This is a genomic window from Acinetobacter sp. V89_4, from assembly GCF_029967875.1.
Taxonomy (GTDB): Bacteria; Pseudomonadota; Gammaproteobacteria; order Pseudomonadales; family Moraxellaceae; genus Acinetobacter; species Acinetobacter oleivorans.
Map to the genome: position 1 here is coordinate 66715 of NZ_JASCAI010000019.1, position 14429 is coordinate 81143.

At 39.8% G+C, this 14429-nt stretch carries 10 protein-coding genes; 1 reads left to right on the forward strand and 9 read right to left on the reverse strand.

Annotation, left to right across the window (positions count from 1 at the left end; genetic code table 11):
• Positions 1–2: 2 nt before the first annotated feature.
• The 4 genes from dld to lldP all read right to left on the reverse strand — a co-directional run bounded on the left by dld (position 3) and on the right by lldP (position 5751).
• On the reverse strand, positions 3–1709 hold the full coding sequence (gene dld, locus QLG01_RS07205; RefSeq protein WP_282496123.1) for a D-lactate dehydrogenase: 1707 nt from the start codon (positions 1707–1709) through the stop codon (positions 3–5).
• Positions 1710–2169: 460 nt separating this feature from the next.
• Positions 2170–3315: an FMN-dependent L-lactate dehydrogenase LldD gene (lldD, locus tag QLG01_RS07210; protein ID WP_002050500.1), complete on the reverse strand. Its 1146-nt coding sequence runs from the start codon at positions 3313–3315 to the stop codon at positions 2170–2172.
• Entirely contained in the window at positions 3312–4064 is a 753-nt protein-coding gene (gene lldR / locus QLG01_RS07215; RefSeq protein ID WP_002120807.1) for a transcriptional regulator LldR, read from the reverse strand. Before lldR ends, lldD begins: the two co-directional genes overlap by 4 nt.
• Positions 4065–4083: 19 nt before the next feature.
• Positions 4084–5751 carry an L-lactate permease gene (gene lldP / locus QLG01_RS07220; protein ID WP_171056861.1) on the reverse strand — a complete coding sequence of 556 codons (1668 nt, stop codon included), beginning with the start codon at positions 5749–5751 and terminating at the stop codon, positions 4084–4086.
• A gap of 373 nt (positions 5752–6124) precedes the next feature.
• Here lldP and QLG01_RS07225 point away from each other — a divergent pair, with 373 nt between their 5' ends.
• Positions 6125–7495 (forward strand): phosphomannomutase CpsG, encoded by a 1371-nt coding sequence (locus QLG01_RS07225; RefSeq protein WP_282496124.1) that lies wholly within the window; start codon positions 6125–6127, stop codon positions 7493–7495.
• Positions 7496–7538: 43 nt separating this feature from the next.
• Here QLG01_RS07225 and galE read toward each other — a convergent pair whose 3' ends face one another.
• From galE to QLG01_RS07250, 5 genes are all read right to left on the reverse strand, one after another.
• A complete protein-coding gene (gene galE / locus QLG01_RS07230) occupies positions 7539–8555 on the reverse strand; it encodes a UDP-glucose 4-epimerase GalE (protein ID WP_282496125.1) in 1017 nt (338 codons plus the stop codon).
• Entirely contained in the window at positions 8548–10218 is a 1671-nt protein-coding gene (gene pgi / locus QLG01_RS07235; RefSeq protein WP_282496126.1) for a glucose-6-phosphate isomerase, read from the reverse strand. Before pgi ends, galE begins: the two co-directional genes overlap by 8 nt.
• The gene (locus tag QLG01_RS07240; RefSeq protein ID WP_282496127.1) at positions 10215–11477 is read right to left on the reverse strand and encodes a nucleotide sugar dehydrogenase; all 1263 of its coding nucleotides are present in this window, start codon (positions 11475–11477) and stop codon (positions 10215–10217) included. Before QLG01_RS07240 ends, pgi begins: the two co-directional genes overlap by 4 nt.
• A 117-nt stretch (positions 11478–11594) precedes the next feature.
• Positions 11595–12470, reverse strand: coding sequence for a UTP--glucose-1-phosphate uridylyltransferase GalU (gene galU, locus QLG01_RS07245; RefSeq protein WP_282496128.1), 876 nt, complete (start codon positions 12468–12470; stop codon positions 11595–11597).
• 11 nt (positions 12471–12481) lie between these two features.
• On the reverse strand, positions 12482–14356 hold the full coding sequence (locus QLG01_RS07250) for a nucleoside-diphosphate sugar epimerase/dehydratase (protein WP_282496129.1): 1875 nt from the start codon (positions 14354–14356) through the stop codon (positions 12482–12484).
• Positions 14357–14429: the final 73 nt, after the last annotated feature.

Here is a 14429-nt window from a genome sequence, read left to right on the forward strand (position 1 = left end):
TATTAAGATTTAGTCTTGCCCCAATACTTCAGTTTTGAGGTATGCCCAATCCCCACATTAAAGCTATTGGTTGGGTCGAGTTTTTGGTAGAAATTGGCTAAGGCAGGCTTGGCAATATAGAGATGCCCAACATTATGCTCTGCTGGATATTCAGCACGGCGCGCATCGAGTAATTTCCACATTTGATGTTCCATTTCTAAAGGGTCATGGCCCTTTTTAAGAATATAATCCTGATGAAAAACGTGACAAAAGAAATGCCCATAATAGAGTTTATGGATGATTTTCTTTTCCATCTCGGCTGGCAGTTGCTCTACCCATTCACGGTCATTACGACGTAAAGCAATATCAAGCGCCACAATATCTTCAACTTCACTACGGTGTGTATCGCGGTAACGAATTGCCGCCCCTGCAATCGCAAAACGGTGTAAGAACGCTTTTCGGCCTTCCTCTTCGCTACATACGAAATAGCTACCTAACTGATGCACTGCAAAATATTCTTTTAAAAATTGCTCGGTTTGAGCTTTTGAATTATTTTCGACACGTAGCACTAAATGGTGCTCATAACGATCTCGATATTCGGTCATACGCTTAGGCAAATGACTCGCTAAAAAGAACGTAATCGCCTGTAAAATATGATCCGTTAAGCCTTTAATTTTAAATCTTTCCAAAAAGCCATCGACTTTATCTTTCATGGCGAAGGCTTTTGGAACATTGGCTGTACCAAATTTCTCAATAAATAGGAAGGTGTCTTTTCCGTACTTTTCACCAATCAAATAAGCATCTCGGTGAATATATTCACCTGCAATTGGCAAACTTGGCAATGAGGTCAGTAAATAACGACGAATCGCTGTTAAATCATCGGCATCATTCGTACCAATATAAAAAACATTACTTTCTACTTTTTCATAAGTATCAAGACGTACCGCAAACACACAGACTTTACCTGCCGAACCCGATGCCTCAAACAAACGTGACGGGTCTGCATTAAAACGAGCAGGTGTATCTTCATCAACTTGAGTCACATCGTGGGCATAACGATGGTCAGATGCCTGTTTTTCACTATCATCTAAAATATCTAAGGGTTGGTATTGCTGTTTCTCTAAACGAGTCAAAATTTCTTCAGGAGTCGAACCTAAATTCACCCCTAAGTGGTTCACCAGTTCTAACTGTCCAGCAACATTCACCTGAGCATATAACGCCAGTTCAGTATACGCAGGACCACGGCGCACCAATGCACCGCCCGAGTTATTACACACACCGCCAAGTACCGATGCTCCAATACACGATGAACCAATTACTGAATGTGGTTCACGGTCGTAGCCTTTTAAAATTTGTTCTAAATTGTCTAAGGTCGCGCCGGGTAAACAAATCACTTGCTTACCGTCATGAATGACTTGTATGCCTTTTAAACGGCGCGTACTCATGACCAACACTGGGCGGTCATAATCATCACCATATGGGGTTGAACCACCGGTCAATCCCGTATTGGCCGCCTGCATAATGACAATACAGTCTGCGTCAATTGCAGCTTGGAGCACCTGCCATTGTTCTAGCAATGAGCCCGGCACCACCACAGCCAGCACTTTCCCCTCACCAAAACGACGACCTTGGCGGTACTGACGCGTGCTTTGGTCATCGGTCAAAACATAAGAATGCCCCACAATATTTTGTAAGCGTTCGATCACTGCTTGAGGAGAAAATGTTTGCATGATGGTTTCCTTTTGGTCATCCATATAAGGTCTAGCTGTAATCCATGCTAAAACTAGATCAGCACGACGGAGTCTTACTGTTTATAAGTAATTATGTAAGTAGCTCATTCTGTTACTTTGGTTTTGCCCAAAGTAACTAAAGGCATTGTCACTTACAGAACCTATTCGTTGTATCCATTTTTCAAATTATATTGCAAAAACAAAACCTTGCTTATGCTACGCAGGCTGTAAGTGCCGCTTAGCACTAGCAGCTAATCTCTAGGTGTTAGATTTAATTCAAATTGGCTACGCGTTGGCGGCAGGGATGCCGCCGTTTCGATGCGGTAGCAAGGACGTACCGTCATCGAAACAAAGGTTTTTGGTTACTTTTTTAAAAAAGTAACGTCAATTAGCTACTTATATTGAACTTTTCCCGATAAGACTCCGTCGTGCCAATATCATCAAAGTTAATACGAAAATGTTAGAGCTTCATCGCCTGTACTAAACAATCCGCATTAATATCCGAAATCGACTTAGCACCCGTAAGTGTCATCGCAACACGCATTTCTTTATCAATTAAATCAAGCAAGTTCGAGACCCCTTGCCCACCAGCTGCTGCCAAGGCATACACAAATGCACGGCCAAGTAAAACCGTATCGGCACCGAGCGCCAACATACGCACCACATCTAGGCCATTACGAATGCCTGAGTCAGCCAAAATCGCTAAATCACCTTTCACTGCATCGGCAATTGCAGGTAATGCACGAGCAGACGACATCACGCCATCTAACTGACGACCACCGTGATTCGACACCACAATACCATCTGCACCAAAACGTACAGCATCTTTGGCATCTTCAGGGTCTAAAATACCCTTAATTACCATTGGGCCATCCCAAAACTCACGAATCCACTCAAGGTCTTTCCATGAAATGGATGGGTCGAAGTTCGAGCCTAACCAGCCAATATAATCTTCAAGCCCAGTTGGTTTACCTAAATATTTAGAGATATTGCCCAAGTCATGCGGACGCCCCATTAAGCCGACATTCCACGACCAATGTGGATGGAACATAGACTGCATATAACGACGCATTGCAGCATTTGGTCCACTCATCCCCGAATGGGCATCACGGTAACGTGCACCTGGCACAGGCATATCTACAGTAAACACAAGTGTTGAACAGCCAGCTGCTTTTGCTCGTTCCAAAGCATTACGCATAAAACCACGGTCACGTAATACATAAAGCTGGAACCACATCGGACGGTTAATTGCAGGTGCAACTTCTTCAATCGGACAGACAGAAACCGTTGAAAGCGTAAATGGAATACCTTTTTTATCGGCTGCCATCGCGGCCTGCACTTCACCTCGGCGTGCATACATACCCGTTAAACCGACAGGCGCCAAAGCAACTGGCATCGACAATGTTTCATTAAATAGTTTTGTCTCTAAACTTAACGCTGACATGTCATTGAGCACACGTTGACGCAAAGCAATTTCTGACAAATCTTGTACGTTACGCTTTAAGGTATATTCCGAATACGCTCCACCATCAATGTAATGAAATAAAAATGGGGGTAAGCGACGTTGTGCCGCAGCACGATAATCATTGCCAGAAGAAATAATCATTTTGAATCAACTCTATTTAAACGGTTTGCACGTTTCTGGCGAGCTTCGTCTTCATCCAGAGAACGCACATGATTAATCACAAATTCAATATGACCGCAGACAGCTTGGCGTGCGGCCTCGGGATCTTTACGATCAATAGCATCCATCACCTGAAAATGCTGCTCGCTCAGCAAGTCACCATTTACGGGGTCGTTATAAACTTTTTTACGCCCTAACAAGACGTTGTATTGCAGCAAATCAAACAAGCTGCGCATCATTTGAATCAGCACCACATTGTGAGATGCTTCAGCAATCGCTAAGTGGAATTCAGCATCGGCTACTGCAGCCTGCGCCGAGTCACCTGCATTTTGATGGCGACTAATTTCATTAAAATAATGATGAATTTTGGCGCGATCTTCAGGCGTTGAGCGTAATGCGGCATACCATGCCGTGCCACCTTCAAGTAATAACCGTGCCTCTTGCACATCAAAACGGTAGAGTGGATCTTCTTCAATCAGGTTGCTAATCGGGTTCACAATCAGTTGCTGTGGCCACTGTTCAGGCAACTGCTGAATATAAGTCCCATCGCCACGGCGGCTACTGAGCACACCTTGACTATTAAGCTGCTGAATCGCTTCACGCAAAGATGGACGAGAAACCCCTAAACTTGTTGCAAGCTGGCGTTCGGCAGGCAAACGGTCACCTTTTTTCATGTGACGTTCTTCAATTAATGCCTGCAATTTCATGACCACTTGATCGGAGATTCTCATCGCGTTTCCTTCACTGGAGTTATGGAATCATCCACGGAACCAGATAAGCCTGAACCGTAATAATGATGCCAACAAAGACAGTGAATATGATGCTATGTTTTACCGTGAAACGGAACAAGTCAGATTCTTTTCCAACTAAACCTACTGCGGCACACGCAATCGCAATCGACTGCGGAGAAATCATCTTACCTGTCACGCCACCACTGGTATTAGCAGCCACCAATAACACTTCTGGAATACCAATTTGCTGAGCCGTAGTCGCCTGTAGAGCCGAGAACAAAGCATTTGAAGAGGTATCTGAACCTGTAAGGAATACACCAAGCCAGCCCAAAAATGGCGAGAAGAAAGTAAACGCATGACCCGTATGCGATAGAGCTAAAGCTAAAGTTGCAGATAAACCTGAATAGTTCGCAATAAAAGCAAACGCCAACACCATACCAATCGAGTAAATCGGTGTTTTCAACTCATTGAGTGTTTCACCAAAAGTCGTTACTGCCTCACTTGCTTTCATTTTCAAGAAAATAGCAGTGATAATTGCAGCAATAAAAATTGCCGTACCTGTTGCAGAGAACCAGTCAAACTTATAAATCGCTTCATATGGCTTCATCTCTGCCACAATTGGCGGCATTTTTTCGACCAATTTATGCAAATACGGAACTTCAAGTTTGAAAATCCAGTGTTCAAGAGCACCATCTTTTGCAAATAATGCTTTAAACGGCTTAACACTCCAGATGGTCACCATGACTGTTAAGATGGCAAATGGAGACCATGCCTTAGCAATTTTCCCAATACTGTAACGTTGAACCGTTGTAGGTTGCTGAATTAGAGTTTGGCCAGCTTCAGGTTCAAAGCGGAAAATATGTTTTGGTTTCCAGAAACGGAACAACACAGTCAGGCTGACCAATGAAGCAATTGCAGCGGTAATATCTGGTAATTCAGGGCCAATAAAGTTAGATGTAAGATATTGGGCAATCGCAAAAGCGCCACCACCCACTAATACAGCAGGCCAAGTTTCTTTAACACCACGCCAGCCATCCATAATCGCCATGATCCAGAACAACACGATCAGCGTTAAAAATGGCAACTGACGACCCACCATCTGGCTAATTTCCATGGTGTCTACGCCTGACACCTGCCCCGCCACAATAATTGGAATACCCATCGCACCAAATGCCACTGGCGCGGTATTTACAATCAAGCATAAACCAGCAGCATAAAGTGGCTTAAAGCCTAAACCTACAAGGAGTGCAGCCGTAATTGCGACAGGAGCACCAAAACCCGCTGCTCCTTCAAGGAAAGTACCAAATGCAAAACCAACGAGTAACATTTGCAGACGTTGGTCTTCGGTAATTGACAAAATGCTTGAGCGAATAACTTCAAACTGACCTGTTTTTACCGAAATCTTGTATAGAAAAACTGCCCCAATAATGATCCATGAAATTGGCCATAGACCATAGAAGAAACCGTAAATAATAGACGCAAAGGCCATTTGACCCGGCATTTGATAGAAAAAGAGAGCAATCAATAATGCAATAATGACTGTGCCCGTACCCGCGATACTGCCTTTTAAACGAAAAACTGCTAATGCCAAAAAGAAGAAAATAATCGGGATTAATGCAACCGCACTGGACAGCCAAATATTATTTAAAGGGTCATAAAGTTGTTGCCACATATTGAGCATTGTCATCTCCTTGAAATGCCGGGGCGAATTTTTGTACCTTAAATTCTTAAACATCTAACACAATTGGTATTACCAATTAAAAATTAAGTGCAAATGTTGTTCCTTAAACCACAGGAAACATCATAAACACAGACATTAGCAAGATCAATCATTAAATAACCATTAAAATTGGTATGACCAATATGGTTGAATAAAATCAAGCTATTTCTAATTTATAAATTTATTTATTAGACTAAAGTCGTAAAAATCTTTCTTATAAATTTAGATATGAACTACCGAAATGAAGTGAAAAATTTGAATATAAAAACTATAAACATACCTGTTTCATGATCTATGTATAATGTGCACACAACTCAAACCACATGTATTGAATTGAATAATGACTACTTTAACGTGTTTTAAAGCTTATGATATCCGAGGCAAACTCGGCACCGAATTGAATGAAGAAATTGCCTATAAAATTGGCCGCGCTTACGGACAAATCTATAAACCAAAGACTGTGGTTGTAGGTTGTGATATTCGTCTAAGCAGTGAGGCTTTAAAACAAGCGACCATCCGTGGATTAAATGATGCGAGTGTCAATGTTCTTGATTTAGGCATGACGGGTACTGAAGAAGTTTACTTCGCCGCTTTCCATTTAGATGTGCAAGGTGGTATCGAAGTTACTGCGAGCCATAACCCAATGGACTATAACGGCATGAAATTGGTTCGAGAAAATGCTCGTCCAATTAGTGCAGATACTGGTTTAAAAGAAATTCAGGCTTTAGCAGAAACCAATAACTTTGAAGAAGTTAGTCAAAAAGGTACAACTCAAAGCTATAACATTTTGTCTGAGTTCGTTGATCACTTATTAACTTATATTGAACCTGCAAAAATCCACCCACTTAAGTTAGTGGTAAATGCTGGTAATGGGGCTGCGGGTCATGTGATTGATGCCATTGAAGAAAAATTTAAAGTGCTTAACGTACCAATTGAATTTATTAAAATTCACCATGAAGCAGATGGTACTTTCCCAAATGGAATTCCTAACCCAATTTTAATTGAAAACCGTGACAGTACTCGAAATGCTGTAATTGAGCATAAAGCAGATATGGGAATTGCTTGGGACGGCGACTTTGACCGCTGTTTCTTATTTGATGAAAAGGGACAGTTCATTGAAGGCTACTATATTGTTGGTCTATTGGCTCAAGCTTTCTTGATTAAACAGTCAGGCGAAAAAATTGTGCATGACCCGCGTTTAGTGTGGAACACATTTGATATCGTGGATGAGTACAAAGGTGTCGCTGTACAGTCAAAATCTGGTCATGCATTCATTAAAGATGTGATGCGTGAACACAATGCCGTATATGGTGGTGAAATGAGTGCCCATCACTATTTCCGTGACTTTGCTTACTGCGACAGCGGGATGATTCCATGGTTACTCACCGTTGCCCTACTTTCTGAAACAGGACAATCACTTTCAACACTCGTTGAAAATATGATTACCAAGTTTCCTTGTAGTGGTGAAATCAACTTTAAAGTGGCTGATACACAAATCACCATTCAAAAGATTTTCGATTTTTATGCCGAGCAAAACCCAGAAATTGACCGTACCGATGGTGTAAGTCTAGACTTTGGTGCATGGCGCTTTAATGTACGTGCTTCAAATACTGAACCGTTATTACGTCTCAACATTGAAAGCCGTGCGGATCGCCAAGCCCAACCAATGCAGCATTATGTAGATGAGCTGACTGGGTTGATTCAGAACTAATTCATAACAAAAAAGGAGCTATAAGCTCCTTTTTTATTGCTATTTAATTATATCCATTAGGATTCTGCTTCTGCCAATTCCAGCTATCAGCAAGCATATCTTTTAAGCCATATTGAGGCTGCCAACCTAACTCAGCAACTGCACGGCTATTGTCTGCAAAAGATGTTGCAACATCGCCAGCTCGACGTGCTACAAATTCAAAAGCTACAGGTATGCCATTAACTTGTTCAAATGTGTCTTTAACTTGCAAAACAGATGAACCATTGCCTGTACCGATATTCCATGCTCGGCAACCTTTCGATTGTAAACGGTTATTTAAAGCACACAAATGTGCATTCGCTAAGTCAACCACATGAATATAGTCACGCACACCAGTACCATCTACCGTGTCATAGTCATTACCATAAATAGATAATTTCTCACGGCGACCAACAGCAACTTGAGTCACATAAGGCATTAAATTATTTGGAATACCTTGTGGATCTTCACCAATACGTCCACTCTTATGTGCACCTACTGGATTAAAATAACGAAGTAGTGCGATTGACCACTCTGGATTAGATGCCGACAACTTTTGCAATAATTGTTCAACAATCAACTTAGTGTAACCATAGTTATTACTCGGCATACCTGTTGGCATTTGTTCGTTTAAAGGCGATATATTGCTTTCATCGTATACAGCAGCGGAAGAGCTAAACACTAGTGTATAAACCTTAGCTTTTACCATCGATTTAACCAGTTGAATGCTACCCGCGATATTATTATCAAAATAAATGAGCGGTTTTTCTTGGCTTTCACCTACCGCTTTTAAACCTGCGAAGTGAATAACAGCATCAATTGAATGATTTTCGAAAACACGATCAAGTTCATCCGCATTACGGATATCACCATGCACAAAGGTTAAACTTTTTTGAGTGATATCTTGAACTCTATTTAAAGATTCTTCTGAGCTATTCGAAAGATTATCAAAAACAATGACTTCATATCCTGCATCTAATAACTCAATACAAGTATGGGAACCTATATAACCGGCCCCTCCAGTGACTAGAATTTTAGCCATCTACCTTTCCTAACAATATTTTAATTAACCCCCGAGTCGAGGCATCAAGTGTTGAAAAATCACTTTGAATACCATTTAAAATCGGAAGTAACTGATCAGCAATCTGTTTACCTTTTTCAACACCCCATTGATCAAATGGGTTAATGTTCCAAATCACAGACTGAACAAATACTTTATGTTCATATAAAGCGATCAGCATTCCTAGATTATACGGGTTTAGCTCATCTAATAATAATGTAGAACTTGGTTGATTGCCTTCATATTGCTTATAAATTGGTAAATTCTCTAATTCAGCTGGGTCTAGAGCTTCATTACCAAAGGCCAATAATCTTGATTGTGCTAAACAGTTTGAAAGTGCAAGATGATGTTGTTCAACGAGAGCTTCTGCATTTTCAACATAAGTAAAATGATCTGAATTATAACGTTGAATTGGCGCAATAAAATCACAGCTTACTGCTTGAGAACCTTGATGTAACAACTGATAAAAAGCATGCTGTGCATTAGGTCCAACTTCGCCCCATATAATAGGGCAAGTATCAAGCTCAACTTTTAACCCATTACGCTGTACTGACTTCCCATTAGATTCCATTTCTAGTTGTTGCAGATAAGCTGCAAAATACTTTAATCTCCCATCATAGGGTAATACTGCATGGGTCTGAATATTTAAAAAGTTATTATTCCAGATTCCTAATAATGCCATCAAAACTGGGATATTTTGATCAAAACTCGTATTTTGAAAATGCTCATCGACGGCATGAGCACCTGCTAAAAGTTGCTGGAAGCCTTCCACACCAATCGTCAAAGCAATAGGTAAACCGATACAAGACCATAAAGAATAACGCCCACCTACCCAGTCCCACAGTAGTAACTGGTTTTCAGGCGCGATTCCCCATTCTGACATTTTGTCAGATTTTGTAGATACACCAATAAAGTGACTTTTTAATACACGAGCATGTGTTCCTAATGCCTTTTCAAGCCACTGACGAACTGTTTGTGCATTTGATAAGGTATCAATCGTACCAAAAGATTTAGATGAAATAATAAACAAAGTTGTTTCAGGACGAAGTTGGTGGAGTAACTCAGATAACTGACTACCATCCATCGTAGACACAAAGTGAATATTCAAAGGTTTAGCCGTTTTTACCTTAAAATCAGATAAAGCATGCGTGACCATTTGTGGTCCTAAATCAGAACCACCCACCCCAATATTAACAACATCTTGAATCACCTCACCAGTTGAACCCCGATATTGCCCTGCATGGATTTTTTCCACTAAGGTATACATGCGTTGTAACTGGCTATGAACTTGTTCTGTTAAATCTGGAAACTTCGGATAGTCAACAGGTAAACGCAATGCCCAGTGCATTGCTTCACGTTTCTCAGTACAATTAATTTTATTCTGTGAAAAAAGGCGATTAATCCATTCGGTTAAATTTTTAGTATTTGCAAGAGCTACTAATTGTCCCAAAATATCTTTGGTTAAGCGGTGCTTACTATAATCAAAAAATAATTGATCAAATTTTACAGAATAATTTTGAAAACGATCTGACTCTAAAGCAAATAACTCTTTTATATGTAATTTTGAGTTTTTTTCACCTAGAGTTTGAAGATGAGCTAAAGGTGAGGCTAATTCCTTTGGAAATTGCTCAATTGATTTACTCATAAGCGCCCTACTCCTTCATAAGCAAAACCTTTCGCCTTTACATACGCAGGATCATAAATATTACGTCCATCTAAAATTAAAGGATGCTTCATTAACTGTTGTAGTTGCTTAAAGTCAGGGCTCCAATATTGCTTCCATGCCGTGACTAAACATAGCGCATGAGCATCTCTTACCGCCTCATATTGGTCCGTGCATAAAATTAAATCTTCACGATGCCCATAAGTTGCAGCTATTTCATCTAAAGCTTGAGGGTCATGCAGACGTACTATTACCCCCTGTGCCCATAATGCGGCTAATAAAATATGAATCGGTGAGTTATGTATATTCGAAGTATTTTCTTTGAAAGAAGCACCCCAAATCGCAACTGTTTTACCATTTAGGCTACAGTGATAATAATTCCATAACTTACGAAATAAAATTTCTTTCTGCTGCTCATTAATCGCCCAAACCTGTTCCAAAAGGCGACTTTTTGTTCCAGTTTCAGACACAGTACTCGAAAGTGTTAAAATATCATGCGAAAAGTTCTCACCGCCAAATCCTACACCCGGCGATAAATATGCAGCGCCAATACGTGTGTCAGCAGCGATACCATGCTTTACATTCGCAATATCAATACCCAATTTTTCAGCCACCATAGCCAAGTCATTCATATAACTAATGCGGGTAGCCAACATGCCTGAAATACTCAGTTTGGTGAACTCAGCATCTAAAATCGGCATAAATAAATATTGATAACTAAATTGGAAAAAAGGGCGCAATAACTCTTGCATGGTTTCACTTGCATCCCTAGATTCAACACCAACAATGACATGTTTTACATTCAATACACTGTTGATAGCATTACCTTCCTGAATCACATCAGGAAAATAAACCCACTCATCTTTTGGTAAATGCTGTTTTAATTTCTCTGTACCATGCAAACCAAAAGTAGAGCCATTAATCATTAATCGCGGATGAACAATAGGTCGTTCGCTCAACTTCTCAACTGTTTTTAATGCAAGTTCAATTTGTGTTGGACTAAAACAGAATAAATAAACTTCAATATCTGAAGGAATCTCCGAAAAAGGGCTCTCTTTTAAAAAACCCGCTTTTCGCTGCTTATTTAAATAATTATTTACGTCTTGATCTTGATACGAAAGTACAGAAATATTTTCTTCACAGGTGACACTTGTACACCAGTAAATTTGATTACCATATTCAGCTAATAACGCTGCCATCACACCGGCATGTAACGTTGTTCCAAATACTGCGATTTTCATTGCACACCTGATTTTTTCGTATTTTATAGATTTCTCTTCCCGTTACAGGAAGAGAATATACTGCCCAGCTACTATCTTCAGTAGTTTTTACAAATACTTAAGCAGAACTACAAAACTTTATAATTTAAGTTCTTGAATCAGCTGTTTAAATTCCAATCCTAACTTAGGGTGTGCAACCCCATAGTGTAGTACAGCTTTCAAATAACCGAGCTTACTGCCACAGTCAAAAGTTTGACCTTGCATTCGATAGGCTTCAACGGTATCAGTTTCTTGAAGCATCGCAATAGCATCAGTTAACTGAATTTCATTGCCCGCGCCTTTCGGAGTATTTTCCAAAAGCTGCATAATCTTAGCAGGTAAAATATAACGACCCACCACAGATAAATTAGAAGGTGCAGAACCTATAGCAGGTTTTTCGATAATTCCCTGCATAGCAATACTTTCACCCTCATTTGGGCTCTGCTTTACATCAACAATTCCATATTGATCTACAAGATGGTCTGGTACTGCCTCAACCATGATTTGAGCAGCTTGACTCGATTCATAGCGTGAAATCATACGCGATAAATCGTTTTTTCCTGAGTTATCTTGAACCAATACATCTGGCAACAACACAGCAAAATCATCTTTTCCAATAATACTTTTTGCACATAAAACAGCATGCCCCAAACCCAAAGGTTGGGGTTGTCTTACACTTACCACACTTACATGAGATGGAATAATCTGCGTAATTTCTTCAAGTAAATCAAACTTTTTCTTTTGCTCTAGAGTCGTTTCAAGTTCAAAGTTTCGATCAAAATAATTTTCAATTGATGCCTTAGATGAATGAGTTACCAAAATAATTTGCTCAATTCCAGCCTCTACAGCTTCACGCACTACATATTCAATTGCAGGACGATCAACCACTGTAACCATTTCTTTGGGAATTGATTTACTTGCTGGTAAAAAACGTGTACCTAATCCAGCTACAGGTAAAACTGCCTTTTTAATCACACATTCACTCTCTAATTAACCATAATATCTTTACTACGTTTATAACCATCAACATAGTGTTCGAGTTGACAAAGAGCCCAATCAATATCTTTTTGAACAGCAGTCATATTATTAACTCGATCAAAAACTTCTTGAATTTCAGTGAGTGGGTAGAACTTTTCAAATGATCGAAGAATTCTACTATGCTCGGTATATTCAGTATTTTCTTGATCAATTAATAATTCTTCGTAAAGTTTTTCTCCTGGGCGTAATCCGCTATAGCGAATTTCAATATCCCCTTGAACTGAGTCTTTTTCACGAACAGTTAAGCCACTTAAAGAAATCATTTGTCGAGCTAAATCCTGAATACGAACAGGCTCACCCATATCAAGTAAAAAGACATCTCCACCTCTACCTAGAGCTCCAGCTTGAATAACCAACTGAGATGCTTCAGGAATAGTCATGAAGTAGCGCGTTACGTCAGGGTGAGTCACAGTAATCGGACCACCTTTTGCGATCTGATGTTTAAATAACGGCACTACAGAACCCGAAGAACCTAATACATTACCAAAACGTACAATACTAATTTGAGTTTGCTTTTGAGCTTCAGCCATCGCCTGACAATAAAGTTCAGCCATGCGTTTTGAGGCGCCCATAACATTGGTTGGACGTACTGCTTTATCAGTCGAGATGAGAACGAACGTCTCCACACCCTTTTTCACAGCTGCATTTAAACTATTCGCTGTTCCAATTGCATTGTTCTTTAATCCTGCAATTGGATTACATTCTACTAAAGGTACATGTTTATAAGCAGCGGCATGATAAACAGTTTGTACACTGTATTGCTCAATAATACGCTCTAATTTTTGTTGATCCTGAACAGTACCTAAAATTGGAACAATTTCACATTGAGCGGTTAGACGTAATTCTCTATCAATACTGTAAAGAGCAAATTCAGTAATTTCATAAATAATCAATATTTTAGGCTGATTTTTAATAATTTGTCGACACAACTCGGAGCCAATTGAACCACCGGCACCTGTTACCATCACGATTTTATTATTAATATTTTTTGCAAGTAAATGGTCTACAGGGGGTACTGGGTCACGTCCCAGCAAATCAATAATGTCGACTTCACGAATATCTGCAACTTTTAGCTCGCCATCAACAAGTTGAGTAAGGCCAGGAAGTTCAGTAATTTTAAGATGTGCAGGTTCTAGCTGTTGGATAATTTCACTTTTACGTACGCGACCTACTGAAGGTAATGCTAATAAAATTTCATCAGTTTTATACTTTTCAAACCGTTGTAAGGCTTTTTCTAAAGAGAGTACTTTTAAACCGCCAACCATATGGTCTTGCAAAGAGCTATTATCATCGATGAAGAAAACAGGTAAATGGTTACCAGAACGATAAAGCACAGCTGCAATTTGCTGACCAGCATCACCTGCCCCATAAATTGCGATACGCTTTCTCTCTTCCCCTGTGAGTAATGTAGCCTTTACAATAAAACGAATAAATGCACGGCTACACCAAACCCAACTAAACATTAAGAAACCAAACATTAATGGAATTGAAGTCGGAACAAAAGCTGCCGAGAATGCATTTAGGCTATATAAAACAACCACCATCAGGGCAACAGCAAGCGCTAATTTTGCAATAAAGGCTTCATTAAAAGTACGTACAATAAAGCGATATACTCCTGTTAGCATTAAACTTAAAATAGCAACGATAGTAACGATCGCTACTCCATAGTTAATGCCTGGGATAACTTCAGCGCCTAAATCAAACAGTCGAATGGCGTAACATAGCCACAAAATAACAGGAAATGCAAAAAGGTCTACAAGAACCAAAAAACATTGTTTAGCAAGTCTTGGGGCAGACGCAAACTGATAAATAATCTTTTTCACAATACTCTTCTAATCGTTCTAGTAACCGTGCGGTATTTATACTCATTTCTCATATAACTAGAAATAAAATTTA

What these genes read in the sequence shown, in the direction of transcription:
- dld (WP_282496123.1), bottom strand. Translation starts at nt 1,709, where the DNA reads ATGCAAACATTTTCTCCTCAAGCAGTGATCGAACGCTTACAAAATATT.
- lldD (WP_002050500.1), bottom strand. Translation starts at nt 3,315, where the DNA reads ATGATTATTTCTTCTGGCAATGATTATCGTGCTGCGGCACAACGTCGC.
- lldR (WP_002120807.1), bottom strand. Translation starts at nt 4,064, where the DNA reads ATGAGAATCTCCGATCAAGTGGTCATGAAATTGCAGGCATTAATTGAA.
- lldP (WP_171056861.1), bottom strand. Translation starts at nt 5,751, where the DNA reads ATGACAATGCTCAATATGTGGCAACAACTTTATGACCCTTTAAATAAT.
- QLG01_RS07225 (WP_282496124.1), top strand. Translation starts at nt 6,125, where the DNA reads ATGACTACTTTAACGTGTTTTAAAGCTTATGATATCCGAGGCAAACTC.
- galE (WP_282496125.1), bottom strand. Translation starts at nt 8,555, where the DNA reads ATGGCTAAAATTCTAGTCACTGGAGGGGCCGGTTATATAGGTTCCCAT.
- pgi (WP_282496126.1), bottom strand. Translation starts at nt 10,218, where the DNA reads ATGAGTAAATCAATTGAGCAATTTCCAAAGGAATTAGCCTCACCTTTA.
- QLG01_RS07240 (WP_282496127.1), bottom strand. Translation starts at nt 11,477, where the DNA reads ATGAAAATCGCAGTATTTGGAACAACGTTACATGCCGGTGTGATGGCA.